The 22,520-nt window shown below is 45.4% G+C and carries 13 protein-coding genes; 1 reads left to right on the top strand and 12 read right to left on the bottom strand.

All coding sequences use genetic code 11. The annotated features are described in order from the left end of the window. Window positions 1-8: 8 nt before the first annotated feature. A complete protein-coding gene (locus IEY13_RS04995) occupies window positions 9-356 on the top strand; it encodes an RNA recognition motif domain-containing protein (RefSeq protein WP_188950840.1) in 348 nt (115 codons plus the stop codon). A 245-nt stretch (window positions 357-601) separates the two neighbouring features. Here the strand turns inward: IEY13_RS04995 and IEY13_RS04990 are convergent, their stop codons facing one another. The 12 genes from IEY13_RS04990 to IEY13_RS04935 form a co-directional block, all read right to left on the bottom strand. Beyond that, window positions 602-1,720: a TlpA disulfide reductase family protein gene (locus tag IEY13_RS04990; RefSeq protein ID WP_188950839.1), complete on the bottom strand. Its 1,119-nt coding sequence runs from the start codon at window positions 1,718-1,720 to the stop codon at window positions 602-604. A 52-nt stretch (window positions 1,721-1,772) separates the two neighbouring features. Next, a complete protein-coding gene (locus tag IEY13_RS04985; protein WP_188950838.1) occupies window positions 1,773-3,392 on the bottom strand; it encodes a S41 family peptidase in 1,620 nt (539 codons plus the stop codon). Beyond that, the gene (locus tag IEY13_RS04980) at window positions 3,392-4,867 is read right to left on the bottom strand and encodes a TlpA family protein disulfide reductase (protein WP_188950837.1); all 1,476 of its coding nucleotides are present in this window, start codon (window positions 4,865-4,867) and stop codon (window positions 3,392-3,394) included. Before IEY13_RS04980 ends, IEY13_RS04985 begins: the two co-directional genes overlap by 1 nt. Window positions 4,868-4,885: 18 nt before the next feature. After that, window positions 4,886-6,256, bottom strand: coding sequence for a RagB/SusD family nutrient uptake outer membrane protein (locus IEY13_RS04975; protein ID WP_188950836.1), 1,371 nt, complete (start codon window positions 6,254-6,256; stop codon window positions 4,886-4,888). A 21-nt stretch (window positions 6,257-6,277) separates the two neighbouring features. Continuing rightward, a complete protein-coding gene (locus IEY13_RS04970; RefSeq protein ID WP_188950835.1) occupies window positions 6,278-9,880 on the bottom strand; it encodes a SusC/RagA family TonB-linked outer membrane protein in 3,603 nt (1,200 codons plus the stop codon). A 22-nt stretch (window positions 9,881-9,902) separates the two neighbouring features. After that, a complete protein-coding gene (locus IEY13_RS04965) occupies window positions 9,903-10,940 on the bottom strand; it encodes a FecR family protein (RefSeq protein WP_188950834.1) in 1,038 nt (345 codons plus the stop codon). Window positions 10,941-11,007: 67 nt separating this feature from the next. Next, on the bottom strand, window positions 11,008-11,595 hold the full coding sequence (locus tag IEY13_RS04960; protein WP_188950833.1) for an RNA polymerase sigma factor: 588 nt from the start codon (window positions 11,593-11,595) through the stop codon (window positions 11,008-11,010). Between the two features lie 157 nt (window positions 11,596-11,752). Then, the gene (locus IEY13_RS04955) at window positions 11,753-14,197 is read right to left on the bottom strand and encodes a TonB-dependent receptor (RefSeq protein ID WP_188950832.1); all 2,445 of its coding nucleotides are present in this window, start codon (window positions 14,195-14,197) and stop codon (window positions 11,753-11,755) included. A gap of 594 nt (window positions 14,198-14,791) precedes the next feature. Then, entirely contained in the window at window positions 14,792-17,254 is a 2,463-nt protein-coding gene (locus IEY13_RS04950) for a TonB-dependent receptor (RefSeq protein ID WP_229687732.1), read from the bottom strand. Window positions 17,255-17,435: 181 nt separating this feature from the next. Next, a complete protein-coding gene (locus IEY13_RS04945; protein WP_188950831.1) occupies window positions 17,436-19,259 on the bottom strand; it encodes a glycoside hydrolase family 35 protein in 1,824 nt (607 codons plus the stop codon). 6 nt (window positions 19,260-19,265) lie between these two features. Then, entirely contained in the window at window positions 19,266-20,801 is a 1,536-nt protein-coding gene (locus IEY13_RS04940; protein WP_188950830.1) for a glycoside hydrolase, read from the bottom strand. Between the two features lie 11 nt (window positions 20,802-20,812). Then, the gene (locus tag IEY13_RS04935; RefSeq protein ID WP_188950829.1) at window positions 20,813-22,513 is read right to left on the bottom strand and encodes a RagB/SusD family nutrient uptake outer membrane protein; all 1,701 of its coding nucleotides are present in this window, start codon (window positions 22,511-22,513) and stop codon (window positions 20,813-20,815) included. Window positions 22,514-22,520 lie beyond the last annotated feature (7 nt).

Genomic DNA, 22,520 nt, shown 5'->3' with positions numbered 1-22,520 from the left:
GTTAAGTAATGGTGCAATTTAACGAAACCATTGAAAACTATACTATTGAAGGTGTGGGAGGACTCTACAATTTCTGCTATCTTTGGGGGATAAGATTTACTATGAGACTTTCAGTATCTGCATTACCGGCCCATTATAATAAATACGACCTGCAGCGTCTTTTTTCTCCCTTTGGCTGGGTTTCTTATGCCAAAGTGTTTCAAGACCCTATTACCATGAAGAGCACCCGTAAGGGCGTGGTGGAATTAGAAGATGACAACCAGGCAAGAGCGGCCATGGAAGCCCTGAACGGCAAATTAATTGGCCCGCACCCGTTAAATATTAAGGAGAAGAAAGAAAATAATCCTCCCAGGTAGTCTCCCCAAAGAGAAGCTGAAGTCTGTGAACAGAACCCGAAAGCAGTAAAAACAGAATGCCCACGTTAGTGCGGGCTGTACTCCATGGGAAACGCATCATCACCTATAGCAGGGTAATTTACATACCCTGCCGGTATTTTTTTACCTGTACTTTTATAAAAGAGCATGCCGGCACACTTAAAATAATACTGCCGGCAGCCTGCTTTTGAAAGCAGCGCCAACCGGCAATTTTTATTCACACACTACTACTTAATCACTTCTGCCAGTTTTTTGTCCAGCGCTTCGCCACGCAGGTAACGGGCTACTATTTTACCTTCCGGGCTAATAAGAAAGTTCATGGGAATAGCAGTAACCTCGTACAGTTTAGCTGCTTCATTGTCCCAGGCTTTCAAATCAGACACCTGTGTCCAGGTTAAACCGTCTTTTTCAATAGCAGCCACCCATTTCTCTTTATCGGTTGGTTTATCCAGCGATACGCCCAGTACTGTAAAACCTTTGTCTTTAAACGCCTGATACGTTTTAACCAGGTTGGGGTTTTCGCGGCGGCAGGGTCCACACCAGCTGGCCCAGAAATCGAGCAACACCCACTTTCCTCTGAAATCAGACAGTTTTACCGGCTTGCCATTTACATCGTTCTGTGTAAAATCGGGTGCCAGCGCACCATCCTGCGTTTTCTTCACTTTTTCAATACGCGCCTGTAGCTCCTGCCCCAGTTCACTCTTTCTGTTTTTCTCTGCCAGGGTGTTAAATACTTTCTCTGCCGCAATAGCATCAAACTCCTCCGGCGGTAGCGTAGAGTTTAAAGCCATCAGCGCCATATACTTCTCCGGATGTGCTTTTACATACGCCATTTTAGTGTCAATGATTTCTTTCTGTACCGCTGCTGCACGGGCTTCCAGCGACATGAGGTAGGCAGAGTCCTTTTGTTTTTCTTGCGGCTGCGCTTTGTATTCTTTATTCAACAGGTCGTACTTCCCGTAAATAGGCCTCAGTGTAGCATCAATCTTCGCATTGTCATCCGTAGTAACAGAGCCTTTAACAATGGCATTTTTTATAGAATCTTTTGCTGTAATCTGAATAACCGCATCTTCAATAAAAAAAGCAAGCACATCACGCGTAGGGCGTATAGCCGGGTTATCCTGTTGCTCACCATGCACTACCAGAATGTTCGCCTCTTTAGGCGCACCCACTTTGCCTTTGAAGGTAAACTGACCGTTTTTCAAAAAAACAGAATCAACCGATGAAACACCTTTTACTTTGTAATACAGGTAAGCTTTGGCAGGCGCATTCAGATTGCCCACCTTACCCTTTACCACGTAGCCTTCCTGTGCCCATAATGCTGCAGGCGCAAATAATGCAGCCATGCCCAATATTGTTTTAATATTCATAACGCTTATTAATAAAATGAATGGATCGCTATTTTTTTGCGGATTTTTTAGCCGCCGGTTTTACCACAGGCAGATAGTTGTTGTATGCATTTGCATCGGAGATAATTTCTAACGCCTTGCGGTAGCTTTCGTTGTCACTATTCATTACCTGTGTGTAATAAGTATTACCTGAATACAGCTGCCTTGCCACCTGCGCCTTAATCTCCAACGCCAGCAGGTTGCGTAAACGTGCTGCGTTTGCCGGTTGTAATGGCCTGCCTGCTTTCTGCGCTTCTTCCACTACCTCTTCCACTACCGTGGCAGGTAACTGAAAGCTGTTTAAGAAAGTGGTAAACTGCGGATAAGCAGTATGCAAAGCAGTACGGTTACCTTCTATATAAGCAAATACTGCTTTGTTTACCAAACCTGCATCAGACACATCCTGCAACCAGCCATTGTATTCAATGGTATCAATAGGCACATACTTATCCGGCATAATACCGCCGCCACCATATACCGTGCGTTTGCTTACCAGGGTGGTAAACTTCAGCGAATCTGCAAAGTGTACCACACCTGCATTTACCAACTCGCCACTGGCCATACGGGTAGCAACATTATCATCGTACTGCGCGCCATGATAGGGTTTTTGTATAGAGCGGCCGGATGGTGTAAAATAACGTGCGCCCGTTAGCTCCATTACAGAGCCATCAGGCAGTGCCGTAGGCTTCTGCATCAATCCCTTACCAAAACTTCTTCTGCCTACCAGTACCGCACGGTCCCAATCCTGCAAGGCTCCGGATAATATTTCACTGGCCGAGGCGGTGTTCTGATCTATCATTACCACCAGCTTCCCTTCCATAAACTGCCCTGAACCACTGGTGTAATAATAATCTTTACCACCATCCTGCGGGCTGCTGTAAAACACCAGCTGATCTTTTTTCAAAAACTCATCTGCTACGCCTATCGCTGCTTCTACATATCCACCGCCATTGCCCTGTAAATCCAGTATCAGGTTTTGCATACCCTTTGCTTTCAGTTCTTCCAGGGCTTTGTCCATCTCCTGCCGGGTGGTGGAATTGAATATGCGCAAGGCTATATAACCGGTTTTATCATTCACCATATAAGCGGCTTTTACCGATTTATCGGGTATAGCCCCCCTTACAATTTCTGTGGTAAAGGGTGCCTGGGTAGCAGCACGCCATATCTGTAAAGTAACCGGTGTATTTTTTTCGCCCCGCAGCATTTTCATAATATCATAATTGCTGATCTGCTGGCCGGCAACAGATTTACCGTTGATAGCAATAATACGGTCACCAGGTTGAAGTCCCTTTTTATCCGCAGGCCCTTCCGGAATTACCTGCGTTACATACACACTATCCCGCTGCATCAGGTATTCAATGCCAATACCAGTGAAGCTACCGCTCATAGCTTCGCGCATCTGCAAAGCCTCTTCGCGGCTAAAGTAGCGCGAATGCGGGTCCAGCTCGCGTATCATGCCAGCAATAGCTGCATCTACCAGCTTTTCATCGGCCATTACATCCACATAGTTATCCTGTATAGCTTTCAGTGCGGCTGCTAATTTCTCTTTCGGGTTCATCTGTGCCTGCGCACCGTACACCATGCCTGTTAAGGCAGCTGCCATTACAGCAGCTTTGTTCCATACTCTCATTACTTTTCAGCTTTTAGCAGTTCAATAACGTACGACAACTCATCAGCCAGCAAACTGGGACTGCCTGAATAGCCTTCAGAAGTATAGCGCATAACACCATCTTTCAGCACCACTTTACGGGGAATGCCAGAGGCTTTGAAATAAGGCATAAAAGATTTATACACCACATCCTGCTCGCCTGTTTTTTTATTTACCGCATCGTGCAGCAGGTTAAAGCCACGGTAGCCTTTGCTTTTTACATAATCTACCGACTTGGTTTTATAATCGCCAAACTGCATGGTGCCTATAAAATATACCCCCACACTGCTGTCTTTGGCATACTTATCAATCAGCAATTGCATACCGGGAAAAGCTTCAATACATGGCTTACACCAGGTAGCCCAGAAATCAACCACCACAATTTTATCGCCCCACTCGCTGGATCTTACCAGTTCTCCGTTTGCATTCTCCAGGGCAAACGGCTGGTACTCCCAGTTGGCCATATGTTCTTTTACATGGGCCTTTAACTTCTCCTGTCCTTCTTTAGACTGTAAAGAAGTAACATAGGCATCATAGCCATTCATGCCTGCATGCTTTGCGGCATAAATCTTCTTCAGCTTATCAAACATAACCGGGGTAACCGCATTGACATTGATGCTTTTTTCCAGTAACGGCTGAATAGCTTCTTTTTCATTCAGCTTTTCCAACAGGCTCATGTGCAGTTCGTTCAACTCAGCCTTTCCGTACTGACCTTTGGGGCTCAGGTACGCGAAATAACCTTTCGCTTCTTCATATTTGCCCAGGCTATTCAGCAACTGTATATAAATATTCAGTTCGTTATCCAGCTGCTCATTGGCATTCTCCTGCGCTTTTGCCGCATCAAATACACCTTCCTCTATATAAGACCCGTCTTTTACTTTTGCAATCAGATCTTTAATCATAGGAGTAGCTACCTGATACAAGGTATCATAGCCTATCATTTTAAACATGTATGCACGCATCACATTCCAGCGGTACACTTCATTCTCCGACTTAAAATCCATACCCGCTGCATAGGGTATCAGCTTATCAAACTGTTTGTTTACGAAGTACAATTCTCCCAGCCCTCTGTCTACGCTATAATAAATGAAGCCCTGCACTTTAGGATTATGGTTCCATTCCGCTTTAGGAAAATCACGCAACAGCTTTTCCAGTTTTTCCTGGCGCACGCTGCTGTTTCTTTCCTGATTAGCGTTTTGAAAAGCTGACATGCGGGCATAAGGCCCCTTAGGTTCTTTCTGCACCAGCAGTGAATCCAGCAATGCTGCCCGTTTTGCGTCTTTTGCATCGTAGGAGTAGTAACGCACCAACCGTTCCAGCTGCTGCTGTGTAAGGTCTTTACTGTTCACCAGTTCGCGCGGGTCTGCGTTCTTATACTGTTCAAAATTGTTCTGGGCATTCACTGCTGATACAGCAACAAAAATTCCCAGGCTTAAGGCACATAATCCTTTTTTCATAGCCTGATCTTTTACCTGTTATCTTTTATTCTGTTGTATTTCGGGGTTCAGCTGAATATAATACGGCGCTATCGGATATACAAAGCGGTTACTACCCGGCTCAAGTGTATAGTTATTACCCTTAAACGCTCTGGTTACCGTAGTAGCCAGGGCCGGCTCTCTGCTAAGCCTTCTCTGGTCAAACCAGCGCAGGCCCGTACCAAACAACTCTCTTCTTCTTTCTGCCAGCACTATATTCAGCGCCTCAGTGCCGGTGTTGGCAGAAAGCGCTACATAATCCGCCGCCTTAAAACGCTTTTGCCGTAATTTGTTAACCAGCGCCATTGCTTCAGACGGCTGGTTATTGCGCGCCAGGCCTTCGGCCTGTATCAGCATCATCTCCGGTACGGAAACACCTATGGCTATATCATCATTCGCAAATAAGTTGTACTTAAAAGAGCCCCTTCCGGTAAAGGAGGGAGAAAAGTTGCTGCCATCGCGTGTATATAATGTGTAACGCAGATCGTTGGCAGAAAAATAGCTAAGCAACTCATTGCTCAGCGGCAGGGAGAAGAAGCCTAATCTTGCACCCTTTTTACATAAAATCAACTCGGGGTGTTGCAGCCTCCGGGGATAGCCCGTAAGCGTAGTACCAAATGCAGACAGGTTAAGTAATGAATCCTGATAACGCAAAGCCATAGCCGCATTTTCGCCTGCTTTAGCATAGTTCTGCATATACAGATACATACGGGCCAGTGTAGCATAACCCGCCGCTTTGCCTGCATGCAGATTATTAGAAGGATGATCCAGCAGGTTAGGAAGCGCTGTTGTAACATCCTGTAAAATCTGGTCATATACGGTTTGAACCGAACTGCGCGTAAGATCAACAAACAAATCGGGGGAAAGCAGCAAAGGCAATCCCAGATCGGTAGATGCTGTAGCCTGGTTGTATACCGGAGCATACATATTCAGCAGCATCAGATAAGTATACGCCCGCTGTGCCAGCGCCTCTGCATAAATAGTCTGCTTTTGTGCATCGGTACCATTCAGGCTGCTCATTACGCCATTTACAATAGCATTACACTCATAAATAACGTTGTACTGCTGTGTCCAGACACCATCTGTTTGTGCGCCTGTATAGTAATCTGCCGCCCAGGTATAAATGTTACCCAGCTCGTTGGTTAACCGGTTTTGAACAGCCGTACTATTACCTGCATCCACATCACTTTCTGATAACATAGGCATGTTATACCCCCCCTCAAATACAGTTACATTATTCAACAGGGCCTGATAATCGGAAGTGTATTTTAACACCCGCTGATTGGGTTGCTCCACTTCTACATACTTGCGGCAGGAAAAGCTGCCGATGGCAGCTACAGCCACCGACAGGTATACAATATATTTAGTCATTGTTATTACGTTTAAGCAATTTTAGAATCCAACATTAAAACTGAAAAACCAGGCAGTAGCAGGAGGCAGATTATTATAGCTGTTCCTGGCTATATAGCTTGGATCGTCTCCAAACTTGTTTTTACGCCATATAATTCCAAAGTTTCTTGCCGAAACGGTAAAGCTGGCTGATTTAGCACCCACGCGCGACAGTAACTGCGCAGGCAACTGGTAACCCAGCGAAATCTGCTGAAGGCGGATATGACTGGCACTCTGTGTTAACAGATCAGAGTTTTTATAACGGTTACTGCTGTTGTAGTTAATATTTTTTAACCCCGGCACATTGGTTACCGCTTCATCTCCTTTCTTTCTCCAGCGTAAAGCCAGATCCTGCTGGGCACCTATTACACCTGAATACGTGAAGTTGGTATAATCAGGATAGTTTTCGATAGACAACCGGCGATAGACATGACCCATTTCATATGTCATACGTACCCCCAGTGTAAAACCTTTATAAGTAAAGTTGTTGAAAAAGCCACCAAAGAAAGGTGGCGTAGTACGGCCTTTGTAAACCAGATCTGCTTCTGTTAACTGCGTATTATTAATATCCGCACTTACAACTTTACCGTCCTTATCAAATATCTGCGAACGTCCCAGGGTATCAAGTCCGGCCCACTTGTAAGCATAAAGATAATCGGTAGGCATTCCTTCAATAGGAGTAGCCGAGTTTACCAGAGTGGTATTGTTAGGATTGATAAAACGTGCATCCGTTACCTTGTTGGTATTATAAGAAATATTAAACGTAGATGACCACAGGAAATTCTTTTTCTTTATTATCTGCCCTGTAACAGACAGCTCAAATCCCTTACCGGTCATGCTGGCGGCATTATGTTCAAGACTGGTCCATCCGTAAGTGGGGTTGATGGGAAAAATCCACAGTAAGTCCGTAGTTCTTTTACGATAAACATCTGCACTTACCGATAAGCGATCTTTTAAGAAAGCCACGTCTACCCCCAGGTTAGTGCTTCTGGTAAGCGACCATCCGGCAGTGTTATTGGCAGGGGTACCAATTACCCCATACGTTTCACCGGTAATAGTGTTGGCCGGGAAAAGCGACACCAATGCAGCATTTGCCACACTTCTGGGCAAAGAGCCACCCGTACCGTAGGTTAAACGAACTGCCAGGTTATTAATACCATTTACATGCTTCATAAAATCTTCTGCCAGTACATTCCATTTGGCACCTGCAGACCATAATGGTTTAGCACGCTTGCTTCTGGATACACCCAGCATAGAAAAATCATCAAACCGCACACTACCCGAAACCACATACTTATTGTTGAACATTGATAATGCTGCATTACTGTAATAAGAAAGCGCACGCTCAACATTGGCAGTAATAGAGCCATCGTTATAAGATAAACTGGACGACCAGCCGTAGATGGTATTGTAAGGAACGCCTGGTGTAAATGATGCAGAACTTTTTACTTCATCATTGTATCCATATCTGGTTTGCTGGCGGCTGTTGCGTTTATCTTCCCTTATTTCCGTTCCGGCAACCGCATTCAGCGAAAAGTTATCACCAAAATTTTTGTTCACGTTTACCTGCCCGCGTAATGAATAGTTATCTGAAGCAGCAAACGTAGTAAGCATAATACCACCATAAGGCACACCATACAGTAAAGAGCCGTTAGGGTTAACCGTAGTACCCTCATTAATGCTGATACGGGTGCTGTAACTGTTTAAATCGGACAGCTGATTATTTTCGCCTATACTTTTCTGTAACATACCGGCCACATCTATATTTAACCAGTTGGTTATTTTGGTATTGATGCTGGTTACAAAACGAAAACGGTTTTGTTTGTTAACGCCATTGCCATAGTTCAACTCCTGCAGGGGGCTGTATGTAAAAGGCATATAGCCTTTGCTTACAAAGTCGTTTGCCACCTCATCGCGGAATAAAAGGTTACGGCCAATAGCCTGGCCTTTTTCATTCTGCAGCATTTCGTACGGGCGAAGGCCCATATTGCTGTTACCAATGGCATTCAACCCCGCCTGGTTAGAGGTACTGCTGGCGTAGTTATAGTTAATCCCGGTATTTAAAGTAACGCGATTGTTAAAAAGGTTATTAGAAAGGTTGGCCGTTACAAAATAGCTTTCCCCTACATTTTTTCTGAATACAGGAACATCCTTAGTGTAGTTGGCTGATACAAAATAGGTGCTGTTTTGCCCGCCGCCAGATAAAGACAGGTTATACTGCTGAGATACTGCGCGTTGCATTAACAAATCGCGTATCTGCGCACGGTTATCCAGCCTGCCCAGTGCAGCCAGTGCAGAATCGCGCTGCTGTGCAGTAGCCGTTCCGCGATCTACTTTAAACATCCACTCCAGTGCCTCACTTACAGGCCTGTTCTGATTAAACGTCATCCATGAACTGGGTGTCCATATAGCCGGATCACTAAAATACCCCATGCCTTTCATCTCGCGCTCCAGATCTATATAATCCGAACTACTCATCCGGTTCAGATGATCCATATTGGCAGGGTTAGAAGTACTGATGGCAGTACTGAAGTTTAAGCGGGAAGTATTCTTTTGTCCCTTTTTAGTAGTAATTACAATAACTCCATTAGCTGCCTTGGCACCCCAGATAGAGGCAGCAGCAGCATCTTTTAACACGGTGATAGATTCTATATCTTCCGGGTTATAACGGCTTAACACCGCACCTGCAGCAGAGTTTGCATTCAGGCGCTCTGTTAAAGTCTGATCGAACAAAGGAGCAGGAAAACCATCAATAACAATTAAAGGTGTAGTACCTACGCTTGCCTGAAGTGTATTAGTGCCTCTTATGGCAATGGTGTTATTCCTTACATCAATACGAAGTCCGGGTGTAACACTTTCCAAACGCTCCATTAAACTGGGTGCAGGCACTTCTTTTATTTTTTCGGCCGTAATTACGCCAAAAGAACCGGTAGCACGCTCCTTAGGTAAAACCTGATAACCGGTAGATACAACACTTACGTTGGAAAGAGTGGCAGCCTCATACTCCAGTTGCACATTCAACATTGCTTTACCTTCTATCGGCAACTTCTGAGGCACCATACCTATATAACTGAATACTACCGCAGTGGTTTTAACCCTTAACCGTAATGTATAATAGCCATCACTGTTGGTGCTTACACCAGAGGTAACAGCATACCCATCAGGCAGTACAGTAGCGCCAATTAATGGCTTACCATCGGCGTCTGTTACGCGGCCGGTAATGGTTTGTACATAATCCGGAACAGATGATGGCACATATGCTTCTACCTTGTCAGGAGCAGATTCCGTACCTGTACCGCCATCTTCTTTCTTTCTGTTATCCTTAACAATGGTGTAATAATTCTTCTGTACATACAGGAACAGAAAACCCTTACTATATAACAAATCTTTTAATACATTTTCTACGGGGTCGTTGGGGGAGAATTTAAGATTGCTGTTAACATACACATCATCCAGCAAATGTTCTTCGTAAGAGAACCGGGTTCCATACACCGCCTTTACTTCGGCAAGTGCTTTGGAAAGAAGTATCCGCTGCTGTTGCGCCCAAACCGGCACAGACAGGCAAACAGAAAGTAACCACGCGACAATAAGGCACGCTTTCTTCATAAGCATTGTTTTAGTTTCAGAGTTAAATTTTCGAAATCACCAGCCGGTTTCCATTACGGCTTACACGTAAACCAAGTGTCTTTTGCAACACAAAAAGAATATCCTCTCCACTGGAGGCCGGAATAGTTCCGGTTAATTTTTTATCGGCGAGTTCCGGCGATTGCAGGGTAATATCATACCCGTATGTATCTTCCAGAATCTGTAATAATTGTAATAAAGTATATCCGTCCAGCTCCAGCTCTCGCCTTGTCCACGCATTGCGCGATAACGGATTTACCTGTAGCTGACCGGCTGCGGTTTGTGCTCTATCATATACAAACACATCACCCGGTTTCAATACTTTTGAAAAAGCATTTACACCATCCTTATCCACCCGCAGTCCGCCTTCCAGCAACGTAACCTCAATGGCGCTGCGCCTGCTTTTTACATTAAACTTTGTACCCGTTACGGTTAAATTCAGTCCGTTTACATGCACCAGAAACGAATCACTCTGCTGCCAGCGGTTTTGAACGGCTACGTGTTTAACATTAAAAAATGCCTCACCCTGTAGCCACATCTCGCGTGGCTTGCTGGTTTTCCAGCCGCGGTTGTAATGCACGTTAGAGTTACCGTTGAGCGTAACCACCGATTCATCAGGAAGCACTACTTCACGTAGTTTTCCAAAGTCAGTGGCAAACTGCTGTGTTCCATGCTGCGTCCACTCTCTCAACACCCACACCGCCATCAGCACGGCTGCCACACTGCCTACCCAAACGGAGGCCCGCTTTAGCGGTACCACATACCGGGTGCGTTGCTGCTGCCAGGTATCTATACGCTGCGTAAGCTGTTGCCAGGCCTGCTCCTTCCCTTTTGCCGGGGTTTGTACCGGCTGCCGGTTCAGCAGCAGAATCCATACACGTGCCTCCTCCATGGCAGCTGCCCTGTCAGCAGAATTTTCAGAAACGTTTGCCCAATATGCAGCTTCCCCTGCATCCGGATGCAGAATAAACCTGATATAACGGTCGTCTTCAAAAAAATCGAGGCTTGTATAGCCCGTGTATGCTTGCTCCTGCTCGCTCATCGTTCTCTTCTATTAACTACACACGCTTTTTTCTTTTTATCCCACCAAAAAGAAAAAAAATGAAAAATTATTTTTTCAGGGCTAAAAGGGAGATAACGGCAATCCATTCCAGTGGGGAGAAATGGGCCTTAAGGGAGTCTACTGCACGGTAAAGCAGTTTATACGTGCTGGAAACAGATAGCTGCATAATGCCTGCTATCTCTTCATATTCCAGCTCTTCATAATATTTTAAATGAATAATTTCACGCTGGCGGGGCGATAGCTTTTCCAGCGCCTGCACCAGCTTCTGGCGTATCTCGGCCAAACCTTCGCTCTGTATCAGGCTGTTATCATGCCCCGGCTCTATCATAAATGGCACGTTCTCATCACTGGCAGCAAACAATTGAAGGCGTGGCGCGTAATCCAGCTTGCGCAGCAGCACCCGGCGGAAGGCTTTGTACAGATAATTTTTTACAGAACCGGTTTCGCCCAGGTTGTCTTTGTTCTTCCAAAGCTTCACAAACAAATCCTGCAGGGCTTCTTCTATAATAAAGGTATCGGTGGTAAACTTATGGCCGTAGTTATATAGCTGATCGTAGAACTGATCAAAGATGGTTTTAAAAGCAGCTTCGTCTCCATACCGGAACGTGTTCCATATTACATTCTGATTGTGCATCAACCTATTCACTTAAGCGCTATACAAGCCGGTGCCGTCGAAGGTAGGTAAACAAATGTAACATAATAATAGTAAACAATTTTTCAAAAGAAAAGCGGATGCCTTCTTATATAGAAGAACATCCGCTTTTTATATCGGAATCAATAATATGTATCCCTTAGAATCTGAATGTCATATTAGCTGTTAAACGTCTTGGCATTTGTTTCTCCAGTGTAGTCCAGCCACCAAAATATTCTTTGTTAGCCAGGTTATCCACTTTCAGCGCCAGACGGTATTTTTTAGCATTGTAAAAAATGCTCGCATTCATTACGGTATAAGAAGGCAACGTAAACAGTCCCGTTCTGGAATCGTTGGTTATATTGTTTTTGCTGGCATAGTTACCACCAAAGCCCAGGCCCAGGCCTTGCAGGTCACCTTCATGCAGGGTATAACTTATCCAGGCATTGGCCAGTGTAGCGGGGCCGGCACCCACCGGTCTTCTGTCTTTGGTAAAAGCAGGAGCCTGTACCATTTTGCTATCGTTATAGCTGTAACCTGCCACCACATTAAAACCGGGCAGCGGGTTGGCAATTACATCCAGCTCTACACCTCTGCTTTTTTGCGTACCATCCTGTACGGTTACGTTATAGCTCTGGCCATTGCGCACCACGGTTTCGCCACGCGTCATGTTCTTTACCAGAATATCGTAGTAGCTGGCCGTAACAGCAAGTTTGTGGTTAAACGCATCCAGCTTTACACCACCTTCCCACTGATTGGCCTGCTGTGGTTTAAAAATATTGGTAAACTCTTCCAGCACCATGGTACCAGGCGCTACGTTGCGGAAACCATTCATATAGTTACCAAACACACTTACCTGATCTTTTACTATCTGATACACCAACCCAAACTTGGGCGATACAGCGGTTTGACCATAATTGCCGGATATTACACCGGTAATATAGTTTTTACTACCCTTGCTTTCAAAACGATCTACCCGTACACTTGCCATTACACTCAGCAGATCAGTAACGTTAAACACATCACTCACATAAGCACTGTAGGTTTGGTTGCTGTTACCATCTTTAAGACCGCTCAGTCCCGCCAGCTTAGCATCTACCGCAGCTTTGGTAAGCATACCATACCGGGTATCGTTGTTACGGGTAACATTTACATAATCAAACACAGGAGACGCGCTGTTATTGTTCACCGCACTTACATCAGCAAAATCAAGCCCTGCCACCACCCGGTTACGCATGTTGCCGATATGAAAGTCGCCGATAAAGTTCTGCTGAATATCGGTAGTAGTGGTAGTAGAATTCTGATTGTATACAAACCTGCTGATGAGTGTATCATTGGCTGCAATAGCGCCGGCGGCACTTCCATCCAGGAACATGATGTAAGAGTAATAGCCATCACTTTTACGAACACTTCTGGACAAGTTGGTTTGTGATGTCCATTGATCGGATATTTTATAAGTAGCCTGCGCAAAAAGGTTTACGGTAGGCGTTCTGTAGGTAAGATCATTGCTGGTATAAGAGCGGTTAAAATCCATATTCAGCTCTTGCGGTGTACGCGCTTTCAGCTGACGGCTGCGGTTCATAAACACCATGGTTGCATTGGTGCTTTGTGCCGTATAAAATTCTGTGTTTACCAGAAAAGACAGCTTATCGCTGGCCTTATAAGAAAAGCCGGGTGCGAGGAAGAATGACTTTTTAAAACCCGCATCCATAAAACTGCCTTCGCTATGGTAAGCACTGTTTACACGAAACAGGGCGGTTTTGTCTGCATTCAAAGGCGCATTTATATCGGCAGTAATACGGCTTAAGCCAAAACCGCCGGTAGTATAACTTACCTCACCACCAAAATTTTCGTAAGGCTTTTTGGTTACAATATTCAGCAGGCCACCAAAGGAAATAAAGCTGCTACCGAAAAGGGTACCCGATGGGCCTTTGATAGATTCAATTCTTTCTACATTGGCTGGGTCAATACCACCATTGGTAAGTCCGGGTACGCCATTAATCATAGTAGGCTGTACACTAAAACCCCGCATAGAAAAATAACCGGCACCATCGTTAGGACGGCCGGTAGACGACCAGAGCCTGTTTACACCCGGTGTGTTCTTCAGGGCATCATCAAAATTCACTACTACCTGCTCCTGCATTAATTCTTTGGTTACCACATTATAAGCCTGTGGATTTTCCAGGTTTTTTAAAGGCAAACGGGCCACGTAGCCTGACTCTTTTTTAGCAAACCTGCTGCGTCCGGTATTTACTACCACCTCTTCCAGCTGCTCGTTAGATAACGACAATGCAACAGTAGTTTTTACCGTTTTATCTTCCTCTACTGTAATACTTTCTTCTTTGGAACCATAACCCACCAGTGTTACCTGTAATGTGTATACACCTGGTTTTACGTTACTTAATATAAACTCACCCTTTTCATCTGTAACAGCAGACTTTTTAGTATTTTTCAACACCACGGTTACAGATTCAGCGGGCTTGCCATCAGCAGTAGTTACTGTACCTTTTACAGTGCCATTTTTATCAGGCCCGTTATCGCGGGCAGCAAGCATACCCGGGGTACATATTAAAAACGAAATCAGCAGCAGTACATAATTCTTCATATCGACATATGTTTGGGCTGCAAAACTCACACACCTCTCACGTAAGGGACAGCAAAATCAGAAAAAACATTTACGCAATCAGGAAAAACTAAACTTCCAGAGGCATTTTACCATAGAATAACTGCGCAGAGTGTACTCATCGAGCCTTGGTGAGGGCTCACCATGGCTCGATGAGCGCTCACCACGACTCGGTGAGGGCTCACTAAAACTAGATGAGGGCTCACCACAACTCAGTGAGGACTCACCACGTCTCGGTGAGGGCTCACCATGGCTCGATGAGGGCTCACCATAGCTCGGTGAGGACTCACCAGCACTCCGTGAGGGCTCACCACGACTCCGTGAGGGCTCACCACGGCTCCGTGAGGGCTCACCACGGCTCGGTGAGGGCTCACCACGGCTCGGTGAGGGCTCACCAGCACTCGATGAGGGCATACCATCGCTTCAGCAGTACGCTCTGAGGGGGCATACGTAGGATAAATTATTCAGATATAACAAAAAACATCTTGCAGGCCCATTTACCTCACAGGTATCAAACAAAAAAGGAACTGCCCTTGTACAGACAGTTCCCTTTCAGTCATTTATTATCCTCCGGTATTAAAACCGATAAGCAATAGTCATACGGAAATTACGACGGGGTTCCAGAATATAAGCATAGTAAGGAACCGCTCCTACTGTGTTAGCCAGCTGTGTGGTTGGCGTAGTAACTGAACCTGCAGTCATCAGTTTCAGATTATTCAATACATTATTTACGAGCAGTGAAATATTGAATTTGCCACGCTGTAACGACACACCTGCATCTCCACGGAAATAATTAGGAAAATTAGGTGCTTTGGCTGCTGTGCCAATGTACCTGTCAGCCTGCCATTGTATACCGGCAGAAGCACCAAATCCTTCAAAAGCACCTTTGCGTACACGATACTGCAACCAGGCATTGGTTACGTGGGCTGCGGTGTTACCCGTCCAGTTACCTTCCTGATTTTTACCCTGATCTCCTTTGGTTATTTTAGAATTGGTGTACGCATAGTTGATATTGGTATTTAAACCTGGCAATATTTCACCGCTCATATCCACTTCAATGCCTTTAGAGGTAGTTTCCCCCAGCTGTGTTGTTGTACTAACGTTATTAATCAGCTCAGTAATGGTTGCATTCTTTCTTTTAATAATGTAGGCAGAAACGGAAGATCTCCAGCGGCCACCCATCCAGTCTTTTTTAATACCCGCTTCAAGATCATTACCACGAATAGGTTTTAAAGGAGTCTGGTCTGCTGTAAAACCTGAAAGCGGTACAAAAGACTGATCGTACAAACCATATACAGAAGTGTACTTATCAATAGAATAACTAAGGCCAACACGCGGTGAAAAAACATTATTATTCACATCAAACGACCTGTTTTTGGTTACTGTTTCCGCATAGGTAAAACGCAGTCCCACGCTTACACGTAACTGATCGTTCAAAAAGCCAAGTTCGTCCTGCACATATGCCGAACCATAAGAAACAGCAGTTAAATAGTTAGTGCCACCCGCGCGCGTACGTACGCTTTTAGAACGATCTATGCTTGGAATGGAATCCATTGGAATGCCGTATTCCGGATTGTATACATTGAATGCTTTGCCACCAGCCAGATTCAGGGGACTTTTCAATGTCCGGAAATCGCCCCAGAACTTTTTGTTTCCAAAATCAGCCCCGCCCATAATACGGTGCCGGATAGCGCCGGTTCTTTCTTCACCGGAAAAAGAAAGCTGGCCAAATCGGTTCTCACCAGCTTCATCACCAATGCTGAAATAACGGTTCATATCGCCGTTGGCAGTAAGATAACCAGCCCATACACTGTTAGCCACCATGGAAAAGTTGAAGTAAGCCACCTGCGCATGCATGTTCCACTTTTCATTCATTTTATGATCCAGATATACATACATGCTATGATCTCTCAGTTTGCCAGGCTCCAGGGAAGGATCGGCATAAAAGAAATTGTTAGCAATGCCTTCATCGGCAAAACCTTTGGGAGAGAAGGTATAGTTACCGTTTGCCAGGTATTTGGAGCCCTGGAAGGTATATTCAAAAGTTACAGAAGTTTTATCATCCACCAGGTATTTTACAACCGGGGCTATCATATAACGATTGCTGTAATTGTATTTGGTAAAAAAGTCTTTTTGCTGGGCCGCCATGTTTAAACGGTATAATAAACGACCATCTTTACTCAACTTACCATCCAGATCTAAAGAAGTGCGGTAGGTGCTGAAGCTACCCATGCTTACAGTAGCTTCGCCTTTGGTAATACCTGTAGGCTTTTTGGTTACCACATTGTAAAAACCGCCAGGCTCACCTGCTGCCAGCATAAAACCGGCAGGGCCTTTTACAAACTCAATACGCTCAATCATAGAAACGTCTTCAGCAGTAGGCCCCCACGAAGCTTCAATGTTCATACCATTGCGGAAAGCAGGTAGTTTAGAACCACGCATACGGATGTTTGCATATTGATTATCCCAATGGCCCTGACGGGTAACGCCACTTACGTTTCGGGTAATACCATCAACAATATCAAACACCTGCTGATCGGCCAGTAGTTGCGCCCCTACCACCTGTATATTTTGCGGGGTTTCCAGAATAGAGCTTTGTAAACGCAAACTGGGAGATACACCGTTAGCTTTGTAACGGTTAACGCCGGTGCTTACTACAACCTCATCCAACGCAACCTGAGAAATGCTCAGTTTAAATGATACGTTGTTCTTTTTACCATCTTTTTCTAACTGAACAGTTTTGGTAACCGGCTCGTGCCCTACCAGCGTTACTTCCACCTCATAAGTACCGGCAGGCAGGTTTTTAAAACTGTAAAAGCCGGTTTCATTGGTCATGGTTACTTTGGCTGTACCCTTCAAACGAACTGTAACACCATCTGCCACTTTATTGTCGGCAGTGGTAATCTGGCCGGTAATCATCCCTTTTTCAGGATTATCATTCTCACCTTCCCGTGCATATAAAAAGGAAATACAAACAGAAAAGAATAGTAGCATTGCTACGGACAAAAGCCTTTGCGAGTTGCGGCAGTCCATCATCATTATTTGTTAAATTTCTGCAAAGGTGACCGGATAGCCGCTCCAAGGGCTGACGAAATCGGGAAACTCGCTTACGAAAAGAGGAATTACCTCTGTCATATAAAAACTACCAATAATATCAAAGGCACAAAAAAGCCCCTGTAAGATTACAGAGGCCTATACATTATCAAAGTTTACTGGAAATTTATTTTGCTGCCTGCAACTGGTCCAGTATCGGCTTTTGTAAAGCGTGTATACTGTTCTGCTCAGGGGTTATCATTTCAAAAATAACAATTTCGTTGTTTCCTTTTTTCAGCCACTCAGCAGGCACATATACTGTTTGCTGGGGGCCTTTGTTCCAATATCTGCCCAGGTTGTTTCCATTTACCCATACACAACCTTTGCCCCACTGGCTCAGGTTTAAATAAGTATCACCGGTTTCGGTAAGCTGAAAGCTTCCTTTCTTCAACACAGGTACATCTTTGCCGGGTTTGTTATTGTACACCACCTTATCAACAGAAGCCATAGGCAGTGAATACATCTGCCAGCCTTTTAACACGGTGCCGTTTAAAGTAACATCACCGGTAATGCCTTTGTTGTTCTTTAATAAATTAGGTCCGAAGTTTACGCGGCCCAGGTTTTCAACCAGAATGTCAATTACCTGCTCACCGCTGCCAGCTTCAATAGCCAGGCTATCGGTACGCAGCATACGATCTGCCACACCCTGCTTTTTACCATTTACAAACACCACACCGTAATCGCGCAGGCCGTTTATCTTTAGTACACCCGCTTTGCCTTTAGGCAGGCGTGTGCGGTAAAGCACATAACCATAGGCCTGGCTCAATTGCTCAAACGTTAAAGGCGCGTCTGCTTTTACCGGCTTAGGTAATTGTGCATACATATCGCCCTGGGCGCTGAAGGTAATATTATCAATGCTGATTGTTTTTTTGGCAGCAGGTACCGCTGGCAGGGTTTGCCCGGCAGGTAAATGCTTTTGTATTACGCTGCGGAACTGCATAAACTTATCGGTTGCGTTACCGGCTTCATCCAGCGGTGCATCGTAATCATAACTGCTTATCTGTGGTTCAAAACCTACGCTGTCGTAATAGTTAGCGCCGTTCATAAAACCGCGGGTGGTACCACCATGAAACATGTACATGTTAATGGATATGCCTGCACCCAACAGTGTATCCAGGCGACCAGTATACTGTTCGGCAGGTACGGTGTGGTGTTTAGCACCCCACCAGTCAAACCAGGCAGGATACCATTCCGCTACATAGTAAGGGCCTTTACCAGCGTGATACTTCTGTACCAGTTCTCTTATTTTAGCCGGATTATCCACACCGTTTACGGCAGGCAGTAAGCCGGGTAAATGTCCGCGCTCTACGTCTTTGGCAGGGTCGCAGGTATATAATATACCGTCAAAACCCGCCTTTACAAACATCTTGCGGTTCAGCTCCAGATAGTCTTTATCGCCGGCGTAAGAACCATATTCGTTCTCTACCTGCACCATCAGAATGTTACCGCCTTTGTTTACCTGTAAGGCAGACAGTTGTTTACCAACCTGCTGAATGTAATTGTTATAGGCTTTAATGTAAGCAGCTTCCTGACTGCGCACTACCAGGCCTTTCTGCTTTTGCAGCCAGTATGGGTAACCACCAAACTCCCACTCGGCACATACGTACGGGCTGGGCCTTAGCACCACCCATAAACCTTCCTCTGCTGCAATTTTTACAAACGCAGCAATATCATTGTTACCCGCAAAATCGTACTGGCCCTGTTGAGGCTCGTGCACGTTCCAGAACACATAGGTGCCTATGGTGTTAATGCCCATGGCTTTGGCCATTTGCATACGCTGGCGCCAGGCTTCCTTAGGCACACGGGGATAGTGAATTTCGGCAGAGATCATCTGAAACGGTTTACCATCCAGCATAAACGCATGGTCACCCAGCGCAAACGTATGTTTTTGCTGTGCTTCCACACCCGTACAAAGCTGTAATGCCAGTAAGGCTGCTATCCATTTTTTCATGTAATGCTATTTCTTTTTTGTTTGCAGAATAACTGTTACTATACTTTTTGCAGGTATAGTGGTGTTTGCTGCGGTAGCACTGCCTTTTAGCAGTTTACCGGCAGCACTGGTTGTATAGGTAGTTACTGGTACAGCGGATGTGTTTTTATTGCCACGGGCATTTACCAGGCTTACCTGCTGCGCCTCATTACCTGCGTTTACCAGTACAAATACCAACTCTTTATTACCAGCACCGGCAAAACCAGATGCCTGTACATTACTGGTAGTGGCTACCTCAAAACGGCGCATACCCGGCCGTACAAAGCGACTGTAGTTACCCAGCGCCCACAGCATTTTGCTGTCGCTGTAGTTGCCATCTTCTTTTTTCTGGTCAATATAAATAAGGCCATCTTTATAATCATACGCCGAAATGGCTATCCACCACTGCCAGGCAGCTGCGTTGGCATACACCAGATCTTTATGTATTACGCCCGCTACGTATAACGCAGCAGTAATACCGGTGTCTTTTTTATTGCCATCTATTTCACCGGCGTTATCGCCCAGGATACAATACTCACTCTGCCAGAACTCCAGCCCCTTAACACCCGCTACCTGTGCTGCCACACGCTTGCGCAGGTCAATAGCTTCTGCTGCGGGCGAGGTACTGAAATAACTGTGTGAGGCAATGGTACGGCTGATGGTATTAAGGTTACCCAGATAAGTAGTGGGATTCTTTTGAAAGAACGCTTTTACCTGATCGTCTTTTCCCGGTCTGTCAGAATTGGGCAGCATGTATTTATGGCTACCCGCTTCGCCTACCAGCAGTTTTGTGGTAAGGCCATTGCTTTTAAAAGCAGTATGCATGGCCTTAAACACACCACTTATTTCGCGGTTGTAGTAAGGGCTGCCTTCCTGGCCGCCATCACTCCAATCCCACTGCGGCTCGTTAATAGGGCTTAGATAATCCAGTGTAATACCGGTAGCAGTTTTAATATGCTGTACTGCTTTTACGGTTTGGGCTGCAAAAGCGCTATACTGCGTACTGTCAATATTAGTAACCTTGTTGGTAGCAAACGCTTTTCCGTTGCGGGTAAGCTGTACCGGCGGGCTATTATAAAAGCCCAGAAACTGCTCCACCCCTCTGCTACGTGCTGCCTGCATAAACCAAAGCTGCGCTTTTACTTCCGCACTTTCCGGTGTGCCATCCAATGCCAGTGCAGACGCCCTGCGCCATTCATCGCGAATGCCGGAGTTGGCGCCCTGCTGCGTGCTGCCTGCCCCTATGTTCATACGCCAGAGTGATAGGCCAATGCCTTTAGGCGAGCCATCACCCAGCGTATCCATACTAAACAACCAGTCTGCCATGGCATTCTTTTTAGCATCCGGCCAGTTACCGGTAAACTGACACGACCACGCATCAGATGCTGAAAAGTTGCGTATTGTCTGATAGGTGGTGCCTGTGTTGTATTGTACCTGCACCTGCTGTGCAGGACTGTAACAGTGTAAACCTGTTAACAGTCCTGTAAGCCCCAGGTGCAAAAGCGTAACCCGCGATTTCCTCATGAATTATTCGTTTAGTTGTAACCCGTAGTCTGTTGAATCTTGCCGTTTGAAGCCTGAATTTCCGTTCTTGGAATAGGCAGGAAGTAGTTTCTGGTTTCAAACTTACGGCCGTCCAGTGCAATCTTTCTTTCGTGCCAGGTTATAGTATTACCGGTTTTGTGAATGACAATACCGTAGGCAGGTATATTCTCCGTAACCGGTGCAATCATCCATCTTCTTACATCATAAAAACGATGTTCTTCAAACGCCAGTTCTACACGACGCTCGTAGCGTACAGCCGCACGCATAGCATCTTTAGAAAGACCTGCTTCCAGTGCCGGCATTTCAATACCCACACGGGCCCTTACCTGGTTAACCGCAGCACGGGCGCTTAAGGTTGCACCTGAAGGAATAACATCCGGACCATAGGCTTCATTAGCCGCTTCCGCATAGTTTAACAGAATTTCTGCATAACGGAAATAATACCAGGGCTGAAAGCCTGCGTTACCCCAGGGGTTAATGATAGGATAAGTATCGTTCATAAACTTCTTCAGGTAGTAGCCGCTTCTGGAAGTATTCCAGTTATTCGGGCCATCCTTGCTATCTCTTCCACCTGGTGTAAATGTTTCAACAGTACCGCCGCGGTAGCTGGCACCATTGTACAGAATAGTAGCATAAAAACGCTTATCTCTGTTAGCATATGGGTTAGCAGTATCATAACCTGAAGAGGGATCAGTAATAGCTTTACCGTTGCTCATTTCATAATCATCTACCAGATTCTGTAAAGGCACGTTGCCTCCCCAGCCTTCATAACTGTTAGGACCATTGGCAATTTCCAGGTGTGTATGACCGGCATTTTTTATAAACTGACGGGCAAGAATGTTCTCGTTGTTATTGGCATCCAGAAACATATTTCCATAACCACCACTGTATATGCCGTATTTGTTAAGTGCAATTACCGCATTAGCTGCGGTAGCAGCTGCTTCCCAGGTACCGGCGTTGTATAAAGGACTGGCTGCATACAACGCTAACCTTGACTTTAACGCCAGCGCAGCTCCTTTGGTTGCACGCCCCTGTAACCATCCCGCTCCGTTGTCGGCAGGAAGATAAATAGCAGCAGAATCCAATTCAGCCAGTACATAATTCATACATTCCTGTATCGTACTCTTTTTAAACAAAGCGTCATCCGTAAAATCATCACCCAGATTAGAGATTCTGTCACCTCTCAGAATTACCCCACCATAATTACGGATAAGATCCTGATAACGGAAGGCACGGAGAAACTTCAATTCACCCCTTAACTGGTCGCGGCGCGCCGGGCTTATTACCACACCACCCAACAGATTCAGCGCATAGTTACATTCACGTATGCCACGGTAACTACGGCCCCATAAAGAACCGGCAATACCCGTATTTTCAGGTGCCAGTTGTGCACGCTGTATCAGCCAGGTGTTATCATCATTATTATATACAGATTCATCTGTGATAGAACTCCACATGGCATATTCAAATCCTCTTCCAAACCCAGGATCAACCCCATCAGCTTCTTTATCCTGCAACCTTACACCCAGATAACGGTTAATAACAAAAGCTTCAAACAGAGAAGAGTCGCCCTGTAACTGCGCCTCCGACAAACGGTCGGTAGGCGTTACATCTAAAAAATTCTTTTTACAGGAAACACCCGCAAGCACCCCTGCCGCACAAAGTATATTGATTAAAACTCTCTTTTTCATATGTGTT

Source organism: Filimonas zeae (assembly GCF_014641615.1).
In the GTDB taxonomy this organism is placed as follows: domain Bacteria; phylum Bacteroidota; class Bacteroidia; order Chitinophagales; family Chitinophagaceae; genus Filimonas; species Filimonas zeae.
This window is presented reverse-complemented; position numbering and strand designations above follow the sequence as displayed.